Annotated in this window: 18 protein-coding genes and 2 tRNA genes; 14 read left to right on the plus strand and 6 right to left on the minus strand. The window is 69.1% G+C overall.

The window, feature by feature from the left end:
- Positions 1-17: 17 nt before the first annotated feature.
- The 3 genes from gyrA to SLINC_RS22725 all read left to right on the plus strand — a co-directional run bounded on the left by gyrA (position 18) and on the right by SLINC_RS22725 (position 3,680).
- Complete coding sequence (gene gyrA, locus SLINC_RS22715; protein WP_067436176.1) at positions 18-2,627, plus strand: DNA gyrase subunit A; 2,610 nt, start codon at positions 18-20, stop codon at positions 2,625-2,627.
- An 18-nt stretch (positions 2,628-2,645) separates the two neighbouring features.
- Positions 2,646-3,485, plus strand: coding sequence for a DUF3566 domain-containing protein (locus SLINC_RS22720; protein ID WP_067436179.1), 840 nt, complete (start codon positions 2,646-2,648; stop codon positions 3,483-3,485).
- Positions 3,486-3,606: 121 nt separating this feature from the next.
- A tRNA-Ile gene (locus tag SLINC_RS22725) sits at positions 3,607-3,680 on the plus strand.
- A 61-nt stretch (positions 3,681-3,741) separates the two neighbouring features.
- On the opposite strand, the gene SLINC_RS22730 is transcribed toward SLINC_RS22725, so the two are convergent.
- The gene (locus SLINC_RS22730; RefSeq protein ID WP_067436182.1) at positions 3,742-4,146 is read right to left on the minus strand and encodes a DUF6344 domain-containing protein; all 405 of its coding nucleotides are present in this window, start codon (positions 4,144-4,146) and stop codon (positions 3,742-3,744) included.
- A 339-nt stretch (positions 4,147-4,485) separates the two neighbouring features.
- Between SLINC_RS22730 and SLINC_RS48840 the strand changes: the two genes are divergently transcribed.
- Entirely contained in the window at positions 4,486-4,614 is a 129-nt protein-coding gene (locus SLINC_RS48840) for a DLW-39 family protein (protein WP_003999697.1), read from the plus strand.
- Between the two features lie 309 nt (positions 4,615-4,923).
- Positions 4,924-6,198 (plus strand): hypothetical protein, encoded by a 1,275-nt coding sequence (locus SLINC_RS22735; protein WP_225988359.1) that lies wholly within the window; start codon positions 4,924-4,926, stop codon positions 6,196-6,198.
- A 73-nt stretch (positions 6,199-6,271) separates the two neighbouring features.
- On the opposite strand, the gene SLINC_RS49400 is transcribed toward SLINC_RS22735, so the two are convergent.
- Positions 6,272-8,548, minus strand: coding sequence for a serine/threonine protein kinase (locus tag SLINC_RS49400; protein WP_079164670.1), 2,277 nt, complete (start codon positions 8,546-8,548; stop codon positions 6,272-6,274).
- 191 nt (positions 8,549-8,739) lie between these two features.
- A complete protein-coding gene (locus tag SLINC_RS22745; protein WP_067436185.1) occupies positions 8,740-9,288 on the minus strand; it encodes a helix-turn-helix domain-containing protein in 549 nt (182 codons plus the stop codon).
- A gap of 184 nt (positions 9,289-9,472) precedes the next feature.
- On the opposite strand from SLINC_RS22745, the gene SLINC_RS22750 reads away from it, so the two are divergent.
- A tRNA-Ala gene (locus tag SLINC_RS22750) sits at positions 9,473-9,545 on the plus strand.
- Between the two features lie 472 nt (positions 9,546-10,017).
- Here the strand turns inward: SLINC_RS22750 and SLINC_RS22755 are convergent.
- Positions 10,018-10,731, minus strand: coding sequence for a DUF5324 family protein (locus SLINC_RS22755; protein WP_067436188.1), 714 nt, complete (start codon positions 10,729-10,731; stop codon positions 10,018-10,020).
- Positions 10,732-11,094: 363 nt separating this feature from the next.
- Between SLINC_RS22755 and SLINC_RS22760 the strand changes: the two genes are divergently transcribed.
- Positions 11,095-11,622 carry a peptidylprolyl isomerase gene (locus SLINC_RS22760; RefSeq protein WP_067436190.1) on the plus strand — a complete coding sequence of 176 codons (528 nt, stop codon included), beginning with the start codon at positions 11,095-11,097 and terminating at the stop codon, positions 11,620-11,622.
- 95 nt (positions 11,623-11,717) lie between these two features.
- Positions 11,718-12,605 (plus strand): rhomboid family intramembrane serine protease, encoded by an 888-nt coding sequence (locus SLINC_RS22765; protein ID WP_067445607.1) that lies wholly within the window; start codon positions 11,718-11,720, stop codon positions 12,603-12,605.
- A gap of 268 nt (positions 12,606-12,873) precedes the next feature.
- On the opposite strand, the gene crgA is transcribed toward SLINC_RS22765, so the two are convergent.
- Positions 12,874-13,128 carry a cell division protein CrgA gene (gene crgA / locus SLINC_RS22770; RefSeq protein ID WP_067436193.1) on the minus strand — a complete coding sequence of 85 codons (255 nt, stop codon included), beginning with the start codon at positions 13,126-13,128 and terminating at the stop codon, positions 12,874-12,876.
- A gap of 141 nt (positions 13,129-13,269) precedes the next feature.
- On the opposite strand from crgA, the gene SLINC_RS22775 reads away from it, so the two are divergent.
- Genes SLINC_RS22775 through SLINC_RS22800 form a run of 6 tightly spaced genes read left to right on the plus strand, consistent with a single transcriptional unit; the run spans position 13,270 to position 17,479 of the window.
- Complete coding sequence (locus tag SLINC_RS22775) at positions 13,270-14,049, plus strand: DUF881 domain-containing protein (RefSeq protein ID WP_079164671.1); 780 nt, start codon at positions 13,270-13,272, stop codon at positions 14,047-14,049.
- 20 nt (positions 14,050-14,069) lie between these two features.
- The gene (locus tag SLINC_RS22780) at positions 14,070-14,759 is read left to right on the plus strand and encodes a class E sortase (RefSeq protein WP_067445609.1); all 690 of its coding nucleotides are present in this window, start codon (positions 14,070-14,072) and stop codon (positions 14,757-14,759) included.
- A 16-nt stretch (positions 14,760-14,775) separates the two neighbouring features.
- On the plus strand, positions 14,776-14,973 hold the full coding sequence (locus SLINC_RS22785) for a hypothetical protein (protein ID WP_182449337.1): 198 nt from the start codon (positions 14,776-14,778) through the stop codon (positions 14,971-14,973).
- Complete coding sequence (locus tag SLINC_RS22790) at positions 14,970-15,608, plus strand: aminodeoxychorismate/anthranilate synthase component II (RefSeq protein ID WP_067436202.1); 639 nt, start codon at positions 14,970-14,972, stop codon at positions 15,606-15,608. The genes SLINC_RS22785 and SLINC_RS22790 overlap by 4 nt, the downstream gene beginning before the upstream one ends.
- Entirely contained in the window at positions 15,605-16,711 is a 1,107-nt protein-coding gene (locus SLINC_RS22795) for a class E sortase (protein WP_067436205.1), read from the plus strand. The genes SLINC_RS22790 and SLINC_RS22795 overlap by 4 nt, the downstream gene beginning before the upstream one ends.
- Before the next feature lie 6 nt (positions 16,712-16,717).
- Positions 16,718-17,479, plus strand: coding sequence for a class E sortase (locus SLINC_RS22800; protein WP_182449191.1), 762 nt, complete (start codon positions 16,718-16,720; stop codon positions 17,477-17,479).
- A gap of 113 nt (positions 17,480-17,592) precedes the next feature.
- Here the strand turns inward: SLINC_RS22800 and pknB are convergent, their stop codons facing one another.
- Positions 17,593-19,563, minus strand: coding sequence for a Stk1 family PASTA domain-containing Ser/Thr kinase (pknB, locus tag SLINC_RS22805; protein WP_067436208.1), 1,971 nt, complete (start codon positions 19,561-19,563; stop codon positions 17,593-17,595).
- Positions 19,564-19,633 lie beyond the last annotated feature (70 nt).

Here is a 19,633-nt window from a genome sequence, read left to right on the forward strand (position 1 = left end):
AAGGATCTTCACCAGCAATGACCGACGAGACCCCAGACCTTTCTTCCGGCCCGCTCACGCCTGAAGAGGGCGGCGCCATCGCCCAGCGTGTCGAGCCCGTCGGGCTCGAGACGGAGATGCAGCGCTCGTACCTCGACTACGCGATGTCCGTCATCGTCTCCCGCGCGCTGCCGGACGTCAGGGACGGCCTCAAGCCCGTCCACCGCCGCGTCCTGTACGCGATGTACGACGGCGGCTACCGCCCCGAGCGCGGCTTCTACAAGTGCGCCCGTGTCGTCGGCGACGTCATGGGCAACTACCACCCGCACGGCGACTCCTCGATCTACGACGCGCTGGTCCGCCTCGCGCAGTCGTGGTCGATGCGGATGCCGCTGGTGGACTCCAACGGCAACTTCGGCTCCCCGGGCAACGACCCGGCGGCGGCCATGCGCTACACCGAGTGCAAGATGGCGCCGCTGTCGATGGAGATGGTCCGTGACATCGACGAGGAGACCGTCGACTTCACGGACAACTACGACGGCCGCTCCCAGGAGCCGACCGTCCTGCCGGCGCGCTTCCCGAACCTGCTGATCAACGGTTCGGCCGGTATCGCGGTCGGCATGGCCACCAACATCCCCCCGCACAACCTGCGCGAGGTCGCCTCCGGCGCCCAGTGGTACCTGGAGAATCCCGAGGCCTCGCACGAGGAGCTCCTGGACGCGCTCATCGAGCGCATCAAGGGCCCGGACTTCCCGACCGGCGCGCTCGTCGTCGGCCGTAAGGGCATCGAAGAGGCCTACCGCACGGGCCGTGGCTCCATCACCATGCGGGCGGTCGTCGCGGTCGAGGAGATCCAGAACCGCCAGTGCCTGGTGGTCACGGAACTGCCGTACCAGACCAACCCCGACAATCTCGCTCAGAAGATCGCCGACCTGGTGAAGGACGGCAAGGTCGGCGGCATCGCGGACGTCCGGGACGAGACCAGCTCCCGTACGGGTCAGCGTCTCGTCATCGTCCTGAAGCGTGACGCGGTCGCCAAGGTCGTACTGAACAACCTGTACAAGCACACGGACCTGCAGTCGAACTTCAGCGCCAACATGCTGGCGCTGGTCGACGGTGTGCCGAGGACCCTCTCGCTGGACGCGTTCATCCGCCACTGGGTGACGCACCAGATCGAGGTCATCGTCCGGCGTACGAAGTTCCGTCTGCGCAAGGCCGAGGAGCGGGCGCACATCCTGCGCGGTCTGCTCAAGGCCCTGGACGCCATCGACGAGGTCATCGCGCTGATCCGGCGCAGCGACACCGTCGACATCGCGCGCACGGGCCTGATGGAGCTCCTGGCGATCGACGAGATCCAGGCGAACGCCATCCTCGAGATGCAGCTGCGCCGACTGGCCGCCCTGGAACGTCAGAAGATCGTCCAGGAGCACGACGAGCTCCAGGCGAAGATCACCGAGTACAACGCGATCCTGGCCTCGCCGGTCCGCCAGCGCGGCATCGTCAGCGAGGAGCTCGCCGCGATCGTCGAGAAGTACGGCGACGACCGCAAGACCATGCTGGTGCCCTACGACGGTGACATGTCCATCGAGGACCTGATCGCCGAGGAGGACATCGTCGTCACGGTGACGCGCGGCGGTTACGTCAAGCGCACCAAGACCGTCGACTACCGGGCGCAGAAGCGCGGCGGCAAGGGCGTGCGCGGTACGAAGCTCAAGGAAGACGACATCGTCGACCACTTCTTCGTGTCGACCACGCACCACTGGCTGCTGTTCTTCACCAACAAGGGCCGCGTCTACCGGGCCAAGGCCTACGAGCTGCCGGACGCCGGCCGGGAGGCGCGTGGACAGCACGTCGCCAACCTGCTGGCCTTCCAGCCGGACGAGGCGATCGCCGAGATCCTCGCCATCCGCACCTACGACGTGGCGCCGTACCTTGTCTTGGCCACCAAGGGTGGTCTGGTGAAGAAGACGCCTCTGAAGGATTACGATTCGCCGCGTTCCGGTGGCGTCATCGCGATCAACCTCCGGGAGACGGAGGACGGTTCGGACGACGAACTGATCGGAGCCGAACTCGTTTCATCCGAGGACGATCTGCTTCTGATCAGCAAGAAGGCGCAGTCGATCAGGTTCACGGCGACGGATGACGCACTCCGTCCGATGGGCCGCGCGACCTCGGGTGTCAAGGGCATGAGCTTCCGTGAGGGAGACCAGCTGCTCTCGATGAATGTTGTTCGACCCGGTACGTTCGTGTTCACTGCCACAGACGGCGGGTACGCGAAGCGGACCGCCGTCGACGAGTACCGCGTCCAGGGTCGCGGTGGCCTCGGCATCAAGGCCGCCAAGATCGTGGAGGACCGTGGTTCTCTCGTCGGCGCGCTGGTGGTCGAGGAGACCGACGAGATCCTCGCCATCACGCTGGGCGGCGGTGTGATTCGTACGCGAGTCAACGAGGTCAGGGAGACGGGCCGTGACACCATGGGCGTCCAACTGATCAACCTGGGCAAGCGCGATGCCGTGGTCGGTATCGCACGTAACGCCGAGGCTGGGCGCGAGGCGGAGGAGGTCGACGGCGATGTGGCCGTCGACGAGACCGCCGAGGGTGTCGCGACCACCGGCACGGACGAGGGCGAGGCGCCCTCGACCGAGTAGCACGAGGAGTGAGTCATCGTGAGCGGAGCCACGGGCGCCGGATCGACCGGAACCTCGACCGGTCCTTCTACCGGTCCGGAGACGGACGGCGGCGGCCGTGGCTCCGCCGCGAAGACAACAGATCCGCACACGACCAACCTTCAGGCGATCAAGCCGCCTTCGACCGAGGTGCGCTCGCCCGACACGCATGGATCCCAGGGGGGAACTGTGACGGACACCCGAGGTCCGCAGGCCAAGCGGCCCGCCGGCGGCGCGGACCGGGCCTCGGCCCCGGCCACTCCGGGGGGCCAGCCGCAACCTCAGCCGGCGGCTCAGCCTCAACCGCAGCCCGCCTCTCAGGCGGCGCCGAAGACGACGACCTCTCCGCTGCCCGGCGAACGGCAGCCCGAGCAGCCGGCGGGGCCCTATCACCCGCCGCAGGCCTACCCGGCGCAGGCGCCCTCCAGTGCCGTACGACGTCCGCGCACCGGCGCGCGCACCACTCCGCGCACCCGCAAGGCGCGTCTGAGGGTCTCCAAGGCCGACCCGTGGTCCGTCATGAAAGTCAGCTTCCTGCTCTCCATCGCTCTCGGCATCTGCACGATCGTGGCGGCGGCCGTGCTGTGGATGGTCATGGACGCGATGGGCGTCTTCTCGACGGTGGGGGGCACGATCTCGGAGGCGACCGGCTCGAACGAGTCCAACGGTTTCGACCTCCAGTCGTTCCTCTCCCTGCCGAACGTTCTGATCTTCACGTCGATCATCGCGGTCATCGACGTCATCCTGGCGACGGCCCTCGCGACTCTCGGCGCTTTCATCTACAACCTCTCCGCGGGCTTCGTCGGCGGCGTCGAGCTGACGCTGGCCGAGGACGAGTGAGGACCGGTACGACCGGTTCAAACACTCGCTGAGCGTTCTGTGAGAACCGATTTTGGGACTGCCCGCGTCGTGCGCTAATCTTCAGGAGTCAGCGCGCGGGACACACACCGCAGAGCGCGGCGGGGCTATAGCTCAGTTGGTTAGAGCGCATCCCTGATAAGGATGAGGCCACAGGTTCAAATCCTGTTAGCCCCACAGAAGCAGGTCCAGGAGAGCGGGTGTTCCCCAAGCGGGGGGCGCCCGCTTTCGTCATGTATCAGGGGGCGGCCGGTGCCGCGTGCGCGCCCGCGTCCGCGTCCGTGGTGCAGGGTGTGTCGGTCGCTTCTGTGTCCGGGCCGGCGCCCGCCCCAGCGTCTGTGTCCGCGTCTGCGTCTGCGTCCGTGGTGGGGCGGTGGCGGCAGCTGGGGGTCTTGCCGTGGGCCTCGGCGCGGATCCGCTGCTTCATCGTGGGCGGCAGGGATCTGTCGTGCGACCACCGCTCGTAGAGCTCGGACCAGGCGGACAGCTCCAGTGCCGTCGCCTCCGTGCTGCTGTTGCGGGTCGTCGAGGTCTGGGGTACGGCCGCGGCGGCGGTCGTGGTGATGAGGCCGAGCGCCGTGCACAGTGCGAGGAAGGCGGTGACGACCGCCGTCCACAGGTGCATGACCTTGTTCCGGGCCATGATTCCCTCACTTTCGGGTTGGGCGATTTGCGTACTTTCCTCATGATGTGTATGGAGGTCGCGAAGTGGTGGATCGACGCCCGTGGCGCGTCGATCTTCAGATGAACACCACACGGATGGGTGCAAGGAGGCGGAAAAGGCGGTGATGTGGGAGAAGGGGCGCAAAAGGTCACCCGCCGTGAGGGTGTGATCACCCTCTGATCGGAGCACTGCCGTCCGCTTCTACTGCGGTGATCCGGACGGGAGTTGAGCCCCGACGTAGGTCACCGATCGGTCTCGGTCGGTGTGTATAGTCGGGCGCCAGAGGTCCCCTACGTCAAGGAAAGACGAGGTCGCGCGGTGAAGAAGCTTCTCCTGGTCGCACTGGCCGCCATCGGCGGGCTCCTCGTGTACCGCCAGATCCAGGCGGATCGCGCCGAGCAGGATCTGTGGACGGAGGCGACTGACTCCGTGCCCACGGGTTCGTGAGTACCGAGATTCGGTTCTGAGCAGACCCCGGCCGCCTTGCGGTCGGGGTTTTGTGTTGCCCGGTCCGGTGTTTCGGACGCCCGTGCGGATTGCAGGGATGGCGTGTGGCTCGGCGGGGCAGGATGGGCCACGGTCGCACGGTCCTGGCAACGACGAGTGGGGTGGCGCGTGATGGGCGGGCGCGTGGTGGGGCGGCGCACGGCGTGGTGGCGGGGCGAATCGCGGTGTGGGCTTGGCCTCGGTCGCCGCTTTGGCCCCGGTCGTGGTCCGGGTCGTGGTCGTGCGTCGGCGGCCGTGCGGGTGGCCGTCGTGGGTCTGGTGATGGGCACGGCGGCCGCGCTGCCCGGAGCGGATGCCTGGGCGGCCGGGCCGCCGAGCCCCTACGCCTTCGCCGCGGACGCCCCGTCGGTCGAGGGCTCCTTGAGCACGGCGGACGCCGAGCGCCTGGCACAGGGGGCGACGTACCGCAGCTCCCTGCCCGTCGAGGGCGCGTTCTACTACCGCCTCGAACTCGACGCCACCTCGACCGCGTACGTCGCTGTGACGGCCGTTCCTCCGCCCGGTACGACGGTCTCCGCCACCGAGGGCATGCGGGTGTCCGTCCAGGACGGCAACAGTCACTCCTGCTCCATCGACACCGTCAGCATCGGTACGGACCGCAGTCCCCGTCCCCTGACGGCCCTGGGCGCACGCGACGCGTCACGCGCCGGCGCGCGGTGCGAGAAGGCCGGCGTGTACTACGTCGTCGTCGAACGCATCCACAGGGAGGAGTCCGCGCCGGACGACTGGGATCTGGAGATCGCCACGGTGTCCGAGCCGCGCCTCGACCAGGCCGGCGAGACGAACGCCCCCGAGGTCTGGGACTCCGCCTCGCCCGCACCCGTGACCGGCGAGGCCCGGCGCCGCCCCGGCGGCCTTGGTTTCGCCACGGCGGCATCCGTCGGGCAGGGCGCCTGGCGGGACGACCTCCTGCCGGGGGAGACGCTCTTCTACGCCGTGCCCGTCGACTGGGGACAGCAGCTCCACGCCACCGCCGAACTGAGCAGCTCCGGCGGGGGCGACGGCGTCGTGGCCAGAGCGCTGACCCTGTCCCTCTACAACCCCGTGCGCGGCTACGTCGACGGCGGCGGCGCCCTCTACGACGGCAGGCAGCGGGAGGCCGGCCTGCGCGCGCTGCCTCCGGTCGCCCATCCCAACCGCTATGCCGTGGCCGACCGGGTGAGCGGGATGCGCTTCGCCGGTTCCTACTACCTCGTCGTGCATCTCTCGGAGCAGGTGGCCGACAAGTTCGGCGACGGGCCGTTCGGGATGACGCTGCGCGTCCGGGTCTCGGGGGTGCCGAAGAACGGTCCCGGGTATGCGGGGGAGTCCGATCCGCGCGGGGTGTTCGCGGTGACGGGGCGTGGTGGCGGGACGGTTGCCGGGGGCGACGCGGTCGGTGGGGACGGGGGTGGAGCCGCGGGGGGTGGTGACACCGCGATGAAGCTGCTTGCGGTGGGTGGGCTCGGGGGCGGGACTGTGCTGTTGGCGGTGCTTGGGGTGTGGGTGGGGGTGGGGCGTCGGAGGGTTGGGGCCGGGGGGTAGGGGTGGGGAGGTTGGGTCTGGGTCTGTGGCTGCGCGGGCGAGGGCTGTGGGGGCGGGGGCTGCCTGGCGGGCTTCAGAGCTGGGTCAGGGCCCAGAAACCCACGGCGTAGCAGGCGAGCGCCAGCAGCAGGATCGGGATCGCGACCTTGGCGGGCGGGCCGGAGCGACGGCGTGCGGCGCGGCGGGCGCGGTGGCGAGGCTGCGAAATTGCCTGCGCGGGAGGTGGAACCCGGGGGGCCTGAGCGGTGTACGAAACAGTAGAGGGTTCGTTGCTCCGGTGCAGTGCCGTGGTCGGGGGATGAGCCGGGTAGTGGGGGGCGACCGACCGGGGGGAGGACAGCGCATGCGCCGGGTCGTGCGGGGCGAAGTGGGGGGACTGGTGCGCTGGTCCCTGGTGGGGTTGTGGCTGGGCTTCTGGCTGCGGTTGAGCCCGTGGCGGCTGCGGGGGCTGCGTGTGTGTCCGGGGGGTGGATCCGGTGGTCTGCGGGGGTGACAGGTGGAAGCTGCCCGTGTCCGACATGCTGCTCGGCTGCGAGGGCGTGGACGGTTCCGGGCCCGTGGTGTGGGACGGGATGGAGCGGCCGGCGTCGGACCAGCCGGGGGTGGCGGTGCCGGAGGACTGGGGCACGCCGGGGTTTCCCGGTCCGGATGGCTCGGGGGCGGCTGTACCGGGCGGCCGGTGGTGGCCCATGGCGTCGGATGGCTGGTGAGGGCCTACGCCGGGTTCCCCGGAGACGGAGACGCCCTCGCCGGACGACCCGTTGCCGCCCCGGCCGGGCGCCCTTGGGTTGCTGAAGAGCGAGCCCGTGTCAGGCTGATCCGGTGCGAATCCCCGACCTGGGTGCGCGGGTCCCTCAACCGGGCGGGCGGGCTCGGGACCCGCGTCGGAGTAGCCGGCGTATCCGGCCGCGGCGGCCGCGGGGTCCGTCATCGGGTGGATGGACGGAGGGCCCGAACCGGGCCGGGAGACCTCGGCGGCCCGGCCGGGCGTTCCCTGAGCACCGGGCGTTCCCTGAGCAGGGGCCGCGCCGTCGCCCGCACCGCCCCAACCGCTCGCTCCACCCCAGCCTCCCTTACTCCCCTCGTTCCTGCCGACACCGGTACCGGTCCCGGAGCCTGCATCGCTTCCAGGGCCGGCACCGTGCCCGTAGCCCGCACCGGACCTGGAGCCCGAGCCCTCGCCGTAGCTCGCGTGCCCGCTGAAGCCCGTCCCGGCGGCCGGGTAGGCCCCGCCCATCTCGCCGCCTACACCGCTCCCGCCGCCCGAGGCACCCGCGCCGCCCGAGCCGACTCCGCTGTCCTCGCCGCCCGGATCACCGGACCCGCCACGGTCGACCGCCTCGCTCCCCGCCTCCGAGCCACCCCAGCTACCCGACTCGACCCCACTGTCCGACCGGCTTCCGGCGGCGCTGTCACGCCCGTTCCCCGTGCGGGAGGTCTTGGTCGTGGTCTCCACCCCCGGGGCTCGCTGGAGTGGGCCGTGGGGGGCGAAACCGGGGGGCAGGGGGCCGAGTTGGTCGAAGATCTCGATGAGTTCGTCGTCGGGGCCGGGCTCGGGCAGGAGCTCCACGGCGGCCGCGAGGGCCTTGCGCGCGCCCGTGGCGGTGCGGAAGCGCGCCTGGGGGTCCGGTTGGAGCAGAGAGGCCACGACCTGCCACAGCGGCTCGGGTATGCCCTTGGGCGCGCTCGGCATGCCGTGGGCCGCGAAGTACTGGACGAGGGCCTTGGTGTCCGGCTTGGCGCCCTCCAACAGGTACAGGGCGACCAGTCCCACGGCGAACAGGTCCGCGGGGAAGTCCGGTTCGGCGCCCAGCATCTGCTCGGGCGCGATGTAGCCGGGCGTCCCGACCACGAGGTTGGTGTCCGTCAGGCGGGGCTCGCCCAGGCGCATGGCGATGCCGAAGTCGGACAGCCGCAGCCGCGGACGCGCCGTGCCGGTGGCTTCGAGCAGCAGGTTGGCGGGCTTGACGTCACGGTGCACGACGCCTTCCCCGTGCACCGCGGCGAGGCCCGCCAGGAGCTGGTCGAGCAGGGTGCAGACGAAGCCAGGGGGCAGCGGACCGTAGTCGTTGACCAGATGGACCAGGGAGCCGCCGGCGACCAGGTCCATGGTGAACAGGACCTGGTCGTCGTCGGCCGCCCAGCTGGCGGGGGCCAGCACATGGGGGTGGTCGATGCGCAGCGCCTGCTCGCGGACGAACCGCAACAGCGCGTGCGCGTCCCGCTGTTGGAGGACCTTGGCGGCCACGTACCGGCGGCGTCGGTGGTCCCAGGCACGCCAGACGGCGCCGACCCCTCCACGTCCGATCGGGTCGACCAGTTCGTACCGTCCGGCGAAGACCTCACCCATGGCTGTGCGTTGCCCCTCCCCCTTCGCTTACCCCCCTTGCTTCCCCCACGACGAGCGATACGACCCCTCTCGCGCCCCGTCGGTGAGAGACACACCCCCGCGTGTCCCTCCCGACGGACGGCGCGACCCCCTCGCGCCCCCTCGGCCGTCGGCCCGGCCACCGAACCCCCTTCGGTGACCGGGCCGGGGCCTCAGTTCTGGTGGGACTGGTAGTGCGCCACCGCGTCGGAGGTGCGTCCGGCGCCGTACACCCGGAGGAACTCTGCCAGTTCCGGGTGGGTCGGGGCGAGGGTGTCCGCCGCCTCGATGATGTCTCCCGCGGCGGCCACCGACCGCAGCAGCGACTGGATCTCGCGGACCACCCGCTTGACCGTGGGCGCCCCCGAACTGCTCGTCGTCTGTGTGGTGTTGCTGAGCACTGATCCCCCCTGCGACTTCTTGATCTCTTCCATGCGCTCGGTCGCCTCGGCGGCGCTCACGCTGCCGTCCGCGACCTGGGCCGCCAGGTCCTGCAGCAGCTGCACGCGCTGCACGACCGCGGGGTTGCCGATCTTCGCCCGCTGACCGCTCATCAGCTGCGACAACATCGGTGCCGACAGGCCCAGCACCCCCGCGAGACGAGCCTGGTTGAGACCAAGATCGTCTATGAGCTTCCGGAAGAGCGCCCCCAGCGGCTCCCCGTACCAGTTCCGCTGCAGTTCCCGCGCTCTTGCGGTCGCTTCCTGCTGTGCGGCGTCCATTCGCGTCTCCCCATCGCTTCCCCAAAAACTGTGCTTCGCGGTAGCGAACCACGCCGAGCATCTTACGGAGAGTGGTCGGTCACGGGGACCCCCAATCCCTTTTGCGGAATCCCCGGGGTGACCCGGTACTCTGGTCTGCGGCACCGACCGTTACACGCTTCTTCCGGTCGGACAGCCATCCTTCGGGGCCTTAGCTCAGTTGGTAGAGCGCTGTCTTTGCATGGCAGATGTCAGGGGTTCGACTCCCCTAGGCTCCACACCGAAAATGCCTCTCGACCTGCGGAAACGCGGGATCGGGAGGCTTTTTTCGTGACAGGGGGCGGCCCGACGCGAGGACACTCGACACAGACGCCCAAGTCGACGTCCGACTCCCCTACGTGGGCGACGTGCTCGGCAGTGCCCTCCACGCGGTGAACTTCCGGCCCGGCAGTGGGATCTGCCGGCGCCCGGCGCGGACTCACGACGGCGCCGCTCGCCGTGCTGCTCTCGGCACCGCCCTGTTGCCGGCCGGAGCGCATTGGACGGGAACGTGGCCGGTCCTGGCGGGAAGCGTATGCGGAGGCAATCACTCCGGCGCTCGGCTGGCCGGTCTCTTCGGGTCTCTTCGGGTCTCTTCGGGACAGGGCTGAACTGGGAACGAGCCGAGCGCACCCAACGCCAAGGGCGGGAGACCATAGGTCTCCCGCCCTTGGACGAGCAAGGCAAGCAAGACAAGCAGAGCAAGCCTCGTCAGCGCTGTTCGTCGCGGTGCGTGGACTCCTCCTCGGCCTCCTTGGCCTGGACCTCGGGGTCGAGAACGGACTGGCCGCTGCCGTCCACCGAGGTCAGCCGGCCCGTTTCGGGAACCTCTGTCGCGGCGGGCGGCTCGACCAGCCAGTCCGGGTTGGCCTGCTTGTCCCACCACTTCCAGGCGGCGAAGGCGCCACCCGCCACGATCCCCAGCACCGCCAGCCCCTTGGCGAGCCGGCCGACGCGCGCCCGCCGCTCGTGCTTGCGGGCGAGCTTGCGGATCTCCTTGGGCGAGACCTGGCCGCGCAGGGCGGCGAGCGCGGCGGCACTGCGGGCGGCGGCCTCGTCCCGGACGGGCCCGGCCGCGGCCACTGCCTGTTCGATCCTCGGCCGGGAGTAGTCGGCGGCATGCCGGGCCGCCTTGCGGGTGCGGGCGGCGGCCTCATGGGCGGCCTGGTCGACCTTCGGCGGGACATGGGCCAGGGCTTGGGAACGGGCCTGTTCCAGACGGGGCGCGACATGGGCGCCGTACTGGACGCGAGCTTGTTCGGTGGCTTGGGACACCTTCGGCGCGAGCCGTACGCGTGCCTCGTGTGTGTAGTGAGCGGCCCTGTCCTTGGCCGTATCGGCGTAGGGCGCCACCACTTCCGCGGCGTGCAGCACGCTGTCCTTCGCCGAGCCGGTCGCGGCGCGCACGCTGTCGATGCGGGTCACGGGATCCTCCTCCTCGGTGGCGTACGGTATTTCGACTTTCCACCCTTTTACGGATCATGCCTGTTGGAGAACGCCCGGGCATGTGAGGGCGGGCATCCGGGTCATGGGCGGCTGACTCCGGATCATTTGGATCAAGAACTGCTCAACAACCGATCACGTGCAATAGAGGGTGAATACCGGGCAACGAGAGCTTGTCGTCGACAATGCCACGGATCGCCGCGTCGCGCCCCCGGCCCGGGACGACTCGGCCGGATTTCTGCAAGCGAAACCGCCGAACCCGGGCAGCGGGGCGGGTGCCGGACGACGCCTGGGGCGAAGCGTGCAAGGATCGGTGGGGCACAGAAGGACAACGGAAGGCAGATCGTGGCCGAGCAGCTTTACGCCACCCTGAAGACCAATCACGGGGACATCGAAGTCCGGCTTCTGCCGAACCACGCCCCGAAGACGGTCCGGAACTTCGTCGAGCTCGCCCAGGGTGAACGGGAGTGGACCCACCCGGCCACCGGCGAGAAGTCCACCAAGAAGCTCTACGACGGCACGATCTTCCACCGGGTGATCAGCGGCTTCATGATCCAGGGCGGGGACCCGCTGGGCACCGGCATCGGCGGCCCCGGCTACGAGTTCGAGGACGAGTTCCACCCCGACCTCTCCTTCAACAAGCCCTACCTTCTGGCCATGGCCAACGCCGGCCCGGGCACCAACGGCTCGCAGTTCTTCATCACCGTTTCCCCGACGGCCTGGCTGAACCGCAAGCACACCATCTTCGGCGAGATCGTCGACCCGGCCGGCCAGAAGGTCGTGGACGCCATCGCGGCCGTCAAGACCACCCGCCCGAACGACCGCCCGGTCAACGACGTCGTCATCGAGTCGGTCGTCGTCGAGACCCGCTGACCTCCCGCGGGAACGCGCGAAGGGAACCAAACGCCCCGCTCAACCGTAAGGATGAGCGGGGCGGTGCAGTGCGGACGACGACCGAGGGGAAGGCCATGGAACAGGCGGCAGGCGGTTCACCTCAGGCCCAGGGCGTGCCCGGCTGCTACCGGCATCCGGACCGCGAGACCGGCATTCGCTGCACCCGCTGCGAGCGGCCGATCTGCCCGGAGTGCATGGTCAGCGCCTCCGTCGGCTTCCAGTGCCCCGACTGCGTCCGCAACGGCTCCGGCACCGGGCACGCGCCCACCGCCTCCCAGCCCCGCACCATCGCGGGCGGCACCATCACCGCCGACCCCCGTCTGTTCACCAAGATCCTCATCGGGATCAACATCGCGGTGTTCATCGCGGTCCAGAACTCGACCTCGCTGCTGAACGAACTGGTCCTGGTCGGCGCCTGGCCGCCGGCTCCGTTCGCCCCGACCATGGGTGTCGCGGACGGGCAGTGGTACCGCCTGGTCACGTCGATGTTCACGCACCAGGAGTACTGGCACATCGGGTTCAACATGCTCAGCCTGTGGTGGCTCGGCGGCCCCCTCGAAGCGGCCCTCGGCCGTGCCCGCTATCTCGCGGTGTACTTCGTCTCGGGTCTGGCCGGCAGCGCCCTGGCCTATCTCCTGGCCTCGCCCAGCACGGCCACGCTCGGTGCCTCCGGCGCGATCTTCGGTCTCTTCGGCGCCACCGCCGTCCTGGTGCGCCGGCTCCAGTACGACATGCGGCCGATCATCGCCCTGCTGGTGATCAACCTGATCTTCACCTTCAGCCCCGGGTTCAACATCTCCTGGCAGGCCCACATCGGCGGTCTCGTGGCCGGTGTCGTCACCGGTTACGCCATGGTCCACGCCCCGCGCGAGCGGCGGGCGCTGATCCAGTACGGCACCTGTGCCCTGGTCCTGGCGGTGATCGTGCTTGTCACGCTGCTGAGGACCGCACAGCTCACCTGAGCAGGCGTTGTCCACAGCGTGTGCCGGATCTTGTGCATACCGTGTGTGAAGCATCGCGCCCCCTGCCGTTGACCTGGGTTTCCGCAGGTCAGACAGGGGGCGAACGTGCTTTCGGTTACCGGTGTGTCAGTCACACCGGCGTCAACGCTCTAGGGGTTATCCACAGATCGTCGTCTTTTCCCCACCGTGTGGACAGTGGCTGTGGATAACTCAGTGGATAGCCCTGGGCAGAGCTGTGTTCACCGTCGGGTGACCTGCGCTTCGACCGCTACTTCCACTGTGTGGAGACGCCGAATCCGGCGGCGATGAAGCCGAAGCCCACCACGATGTTCCAGTTGCCCAGCTGGTCGATGGGCAGCGATCCGTCCGTGACGTAGAAGACGACGATCCATGCCAGGCCGATGAGGAACATGGCCAGCATGACGGGCGCAACCCAGGTGCTGGTGGTCAGCTTGATGGCGGTCGCCTGCTTGGCAGGCGGCGGCGTGTAGTCGGCCTTCTTGCGGATACGTGACTTCGGCACGAGGGTCTCTCCTGTCGATGCGCTGCGTGGCCGCGCAGGGAATGTGGCTGGCTCCGGGGCAGCGTACAAGGGGACTCTTAGCGCTCCCCCGGGCGTCCGTTAGCGTAGTGCTTCCGCGGTGCCGAAGGAGATAAGGGTACGTTGAGCAATTCTGCCGACTCTCCAGGGACAGAATCCAGTCCTGCCCGCCCACGAGGTTTCCGGCCCGTGCGGGTGCTCACCGCGGGCGTCTTCGCCCTCGCGGGACTCCTTTTCTTCACCAGTTTCAACACGGCCAAGGGCACCAACATCCGCACGGACGCCTCCCTGCTCAAGCTGTCGGACCTCATCCACGAGCGCAGCGGCAAGAACGGCGAGCTCGACGAGACCAACGCCGCCCTGCGCCACGACATCGAGTCCCTGGCCGAGCGCGACGACGGCAGCACCCGGGCCGAGGACGCCAAGCTGGCCGCCCTGGAGAAGAACGCGGGCACCCAGAAGCTCGCCGGCGAGGCCGTCTCGGTGACGCTCGACGACGCCCCGCCGGACGCCACCGCCAAGCTGCCCGGCTACCCCGAGCCGCAGCCCGACTACCTGGTAATCCACCAGCAGGACCTCCAGGCCGTGGTGAACGCCCTGTGGGCCGGCGGCGCCAAGGGCATCAAGGTCATGGACCAGCGGCTGATCTCCACCAGCGCCGTGCGCTGCGTGGGCAACACCCTGATCCTCCAGGGCCGCGTCTACTCACCGCCGTACAAGATCACGGCGGTCGGCGACCCGGAGAAGCTCCAGAAGGCGCTCTCCGCGTCGCCGGCGATCCAGAACTACATGGTGTACGTCAACGTCTACGGGCTCGGCTGGAAAGTCGAGGAGGACGGGCGGGTGACTCTCCCCGGCTACTCGGGCACAGTGGATCTGCAGTACGCGAAGCCTGTGGAGTAGCCGCGGGGGGCTCAGTGTCGGTGCGGGTGGTCGTCAGAACCTTCAGCGAGCTCTGCATCACCGCAGGTGCGTTGATCGTGCTGTTCGTCGTCTATGTGCTGTTCTGGACCGGTGTGAAGGCCGACCACGTCATGGACGACCAGATCGACCTGCTCCAGGAGCGGTGGGCGCAGGAACCCGTGCGGCCGACCGCGTCCCCGGGCGCCGCCGAGCCGAGTCCCACGCGGCCGGCGCCGTACGAGGCGGGCAAGCCCTTCGCGATCATGTACATCCCGCGTCTTGGTTTCACGTGGAACAAGCCCGTCCTGGAGAACACCGCCACGGGCACCCTGAAGAAGGGCCTCGGCCACTACGCGGAGACCGCACGGCTCGGGCAGAAGGGCAACTTCGCGGTCGCCGGCCACCGCCGGACGTACGGCGATCCCTTCAAGGACTTCCCCAGGCTGCGCCGGGGCGACGCGGTGGTGCTCACGGACGGGACGACCTGGTTCACGTATCGGATCGACAAAGGGCCCTACAAAACAGTTCCCTCGGACGTCGAGGTGATCGACCCTGTGCCACGTAAGTCGGGGTACGAGCGTGCGGGCCGCTACCTCACACTGACCACGTGTGATCCCGAGTGGGGGCACAGCCACCGGCTGATCGTCTGGGCGCACCTGGACTCCACACAGCCTGTGGAGGCAGGGAAACCAGCGGCCCTGCGCCGTTAGTCTGGTGCGGTACGGCGTGAGTCAGGTGCCGTGGCGCGACGAAAGGGACGGCATGTACGGCTGGATCTGGCGGCATCTGCCGGGGAACGCAGGGGTGAAGGCGTTGATCTCACTCATGTTGATCGTGGCCGTGGTCTACGTCCTGTTCCAGTACGTCTTCCCGTGGGCCGAACCGCTGCTTCCCTTCAACGATGTGACGGTGGACAACCAGTGAGCGCGCGCATTCTCGTCGTCGACAACTACGACAGCTTCGTCTTCAACCTGGTCCAGTACCTGTACCAGCTGGGCGCCGAGTGCGAGGTCCTGCGCAACGACGAGGTGTCCACGGCGCACGCCCAGGACGGCTTCGACGGCGTCCTGCTGTCCCCGGGCCCCGGCACCCCCGAGGAGGCGGGCGTGTGCGTGGACATGGTCCGGCACTGCGCCTCGACCGGCGTGCCCGTCTTCGGAGTGTGCCTGGGCATGCAGTCGATGCAGGTGGCCTACGGCGGTGTCGTGGACCGCGCCCCCGAGCTGCTGCACGGCAAGACCTCGCTGGTCGAGCACGAGGGCAGGGGCGTCTTCGCGGGCCTGCCCACGCCCTTCACGGCGACCCGCTACCACTCCCTGGCCGCCGAGCCGGAGACGGTGCCGGCCGAGCTGGAGGTCACCGCCCGGACTCACGACGGCATCATCATGGGCCTGCGCCATCGTGAACTGCGCGTCGAGGGTGTGCAGTTCCACCCCGAGTCGGTGCTCACCGAGCACGGCCACCGGATGCTGGCCAACTGGCTGGTGGAGTGCGGCGACCAGGACGCGGTGGCGAGGTCGGCGGGGCTCGCCCCGGTGGTGGGCAGGGCCACGGCGTGACGGCACTGCGCCCCGAGCGCGAGTCGGGAGCCTCGTACGGGAAGCAGCAGCCGTACGAGGATCCCGCCGTGCTCGGGGAGTGGTACGACAGCGCGTCGTTCGACCCCCCGGGCGCCGAGCCGTCGTACGACACCACGGGCGCCGACGAGCCGTGGATACCGCCGGCCGACGACGAGACCGTCGCCCTGCGGGTACCCGATCCGCCGCGCCGCCGCTCCGGTGGCGAGTCCATATCGGCGTCTGACGCCTCAACCGCCTCCGCTGCCACAGGAGTCACCCCGGGCGGGCGGGCGGCCCGCAGAAAGGCCGCCAAGGGCCGTCACGGGCGTCATGGCGGCGCGTCCGAGCCGGCGGCGGACCCGGCGGGCCCGGCGAGCGGGGGCAGACCGCTCTCCCGCGTGGAGGCCCGTCGGCAGGCCCGGGCGCGCAAGCCCGGCCCGGCCGTGATCGCCAGCCGGGCCCTCGGTGAGGTGTTCATCACCACCGGCGTGCTGATGCTGCTGTTCGTCAGCTACCAGTTGTGGTGGACCAACGTCCGGGCGCACGCGCAGGCGGACAAGGAGGCCAGCAGCCTCCAGGACGACTGGGCGAGCGGCAAGCGCGCCCCGGGCAGCTTCGAGCCGGGTCAGGGCTTCGCCATCCTCCACATCCCCAAGCTGGACGTGGTCGTGCCGATCGCCGAGGGCATCAGCAACAAGAAGGTCCTCGACCGGGGCATGGTCGGCCACTACGGCGAGAGCCCGCTGAAGACGGCGATGCCCGACGCGAAGACCGGCAACTTCGCGCTCGCCGGTCACCGGAACACCCACGGTGAGCCGTTCCGGTACATCAACCGGCTCACCGCGGGCGACCCGATCGTCGTGGAGACGCAGGACAAGTACTACGTCTACAAGATGTCGTCGATCCTGCCGGTGACGTCCCCGAGCAACACGAGTGTCATCGACCCCATCCCCCAGGGGTCCGGTTTCACCACGGCCGGCCGCTACATCACGCTGACGACGTGCACGCCGGAGTTCACCAGCAAGTACCGGATGATCGTCTGGGGCAAGATGACCGAGGAACGGCCGCGCAGCAAGGGCAAGCCGGATGCGCTCGTCCAGTAAGGGCAGATGAACGTGGCAGCGACCACCGACGGCACCGCAGAGCAGACCGACACCGCATCGCCCGGGCGCCCCGTCCCGCGTCGTCGCGGCGGCGGTCGTATCGCCATGGCGGTCAGCGTCTTCGGCGAACTCCTCATCACGGGCGGCCTGGTCCTCGGCCTGTTCGTCGTCTACTCGCTGTGGTGGACGAACGTCCTCGCCGACCGCAAGGCCGACCAGCAGGGCGACAAGGTCCGTGACACCTGGGCGCAGGAGCAGAACAAGGGGCCGGGCGCGCTGGACACCGGCGACGGCATCGGCTTCCTGCACGTGCCCGCCATGAAGAGCGGCGAGGTCCTCGTGGAGAAGGGCACGTCCGCGAAGATCCTCAACGACGGCGTCGCCGGCTACTACACCGACCCCGTCAAGGCCACGCTCCCGACCAGCGGCAAGAACGGGAACTTCAGCCTCGCCGCCCACCGCGACGGCCACGGCGCGAAGTTCCACAACATCGACAAGCTGAAGAAGGGTGACGCGATCGTCTTCGAGACGAAGGACAAGTGGTACGTCTACAAGGTCTACGCCACGCTTCCGGAAACCTCGAAGTACAACGTCAAGACCCTCGCCGCAGTCCCCAAGGAGTCCGGCAAGAAGAAGGCCGGCAAGTACATCACCCTCACCACCTGCACGCCCGTCTACACCAGCCGCTACCGCTACGTGGTCTGGGGCGAACTGGTCCGGGTGGATCCGGTGGACAGCAGGCGGACACCGCCGAAGGAACTCGACTGAGGCAGCCTCCCCCCGGCGGCCTCCCCCGGCATGAGGAAGGGGCCTCGACACCCGCTCAGGGTGTCGAGGCCCCTTCCTTGTGGAGACCCTTGTGGAGGCCGGCCGCTTGGGAGCTAGCCGAAGAAGCCGCCGTTGCCTCCGTCACCGTTGCCGTTGTTCTGGTCCACGGCGATCAGGTTGACCGCGGTGCCCCGGTCGACCTGGGTGTTGGGCTGCGGGTCCTGGCTGATGACGACGGCGTTGTCGTCCTGGGAACCGGCGATGTTGCCCACGGTCAGCCCGGCGTCCTGGATGGCCTTCTTGGCGTCCTTCAGGCTCTGCTGGGTCACGCCCGGCACGGGAACCTGCTGACCGGCCTTGCCGACCTGGATGGTGACCGTCTGGTTCTTGCTGAGCTGGGTGCCGGCCTGCGGGTCGGTGGAGATGACCTTGCCGACCTGGTTCTGGTCCTGGGTCTCCACCTCGACGCAGTTGCCGACCAGGTTGTTGGCCGTCATCTGGGCCTTGGCCGCGTCACAGGACTGGTTCAGGACGTCCGGCACCGTGACCTTCTCCTCCGCCTTGGCGACGGTGAGGGTGATGGTGGTGCCCTTCTGGACCTCCGTGCCGAGACCGGGATCCTGCTCCAGGACCTTGCCCGCCTCCTCCGTGGAGACCTGCTCCTCGGTCTTGACGGTGAAGTTGTACTGCTCGTCCTCCAGGATCTGCTTCGCCTCGTCGACGTCCTTGCCGAGGACACTCGGCACCGCGACCTTCGGCGCCCCGGTGGAGACGATCAGGTTGATCGTGGTCTGCTTCTTGACCTCTGCGCCGGAGTCCGGGTCCTGGTCGCAGACCTTGCCCTTGGCCTGGTCCTCGCAGGGCTTGTTGGTGATGCTCAGCTTCAGTTCCGCGTTGGTGGCCAGGCCCTTGGCCTGCGCCTCCGTCTGGCTGATGAAGTCCGGGACGGTGGTCTTGTCGTTGGCCACACCGTCGCCCGCGAAGATCCACCGGCCGATCAGGATCGCGCCCACCAGCACCAGTACACCGGCCACGACCAGGAGGATCGTCGAGGTGTTGGACTTCTTCTGCTGGCGGCGCCGGGCCGGGCGGTCGTCGTAGCCGTAGCCGCCGTCGTCGGGATTGACGGGCGGCAGCATCGTGGTGGCCCCGGCGCCCGAGTCGGCGCGCAGCGCCGTCGTCGGCTGGTCGTCGGGGTAGCCGCCGTAGCCCACGGAACCCATCGCGGCCGTGGCCGCGACCGGCTGGCCGTCGAGGCAGGCCTCGATGTCGTTGCGCATCTCGTCGGCGGACTGGTACCGGTAGTTCGGGTCCTTGACCAGGGCCTTCAGGACGATGGCGTCCATCTCGGGCGTGATCTCGGGGTCGAAGACCGACGGGGACTGCGGCTCCTCCCGGACGTGCTGGTACGCGACCGCGACCGGGGAGTCGCCCACGAACGGCGGGCGCACGGTGAGCAGCTCGTACAGCAGACAGCCGGTGGAGTACAGGTCCGAGCGGGCGTCGACCTGCTCGCCCTTCGCCTGCTCCGGCGAGAGGTACTGAGCGGTGCCGATGACCGCCGACGTCTGCGTCATCGTCATGCCGGAGTCGCCCATGGCGCGGGCGATACCGAAGTCCATCACCTTGACCTGGCCGTTGCGCGTCAGCATGACGTTCGCCGGCTTGATGTCACGGTGCACGATGCCGTTGCGGTGGGCGTACTCAAGGCCCTGGAGGATGCCGATGGTCATCTCCATGGCGCGCTCCGGCAGCAGCTTGCGGCCGGAGTGGAGCAGCTCACGCAGCGTCGAGCCCTCCACGTACTCCATGACGATGTACGGGATCGACACGTTGTCGATGTAGTCCTCGCCCGTGTCGTAGACCGCGACGATCGCGGGATGGTTGAGCGAGGCGGCCGACTGGGCCTCCCGGCGGAACCGGGCCTGGAAGGACGGGTCGCGCGCGAGGTCCGCGCGCAGGGTCTTCACCGCCACCTGGCGCCCCAGGCGGGTGTCATGCGCGAGGTAGACCTCCGCCATGCCACCACGACCGAGCACCTGGCCCAGTTCGTACCGGCCGCCGAGGCGACGCGGCTCTTCCATAGCTTCCTACCAGCCCTCTCCGTCGGTCCCGACCGGCACGGGTGTGCGGTCGGAGGCTGCCGTCCGGGCC

The sequence above is a fragment of the Streptomyces lincolnensis genome, assembly GCF_001685355.1.
GTDB classification, from domain to species: Bacteria; Actinomycetota; Actinomycetes; order Streptomycetales; family Streptomycetaceae; genus Streptomyces; species Streptomyces lincolnensis.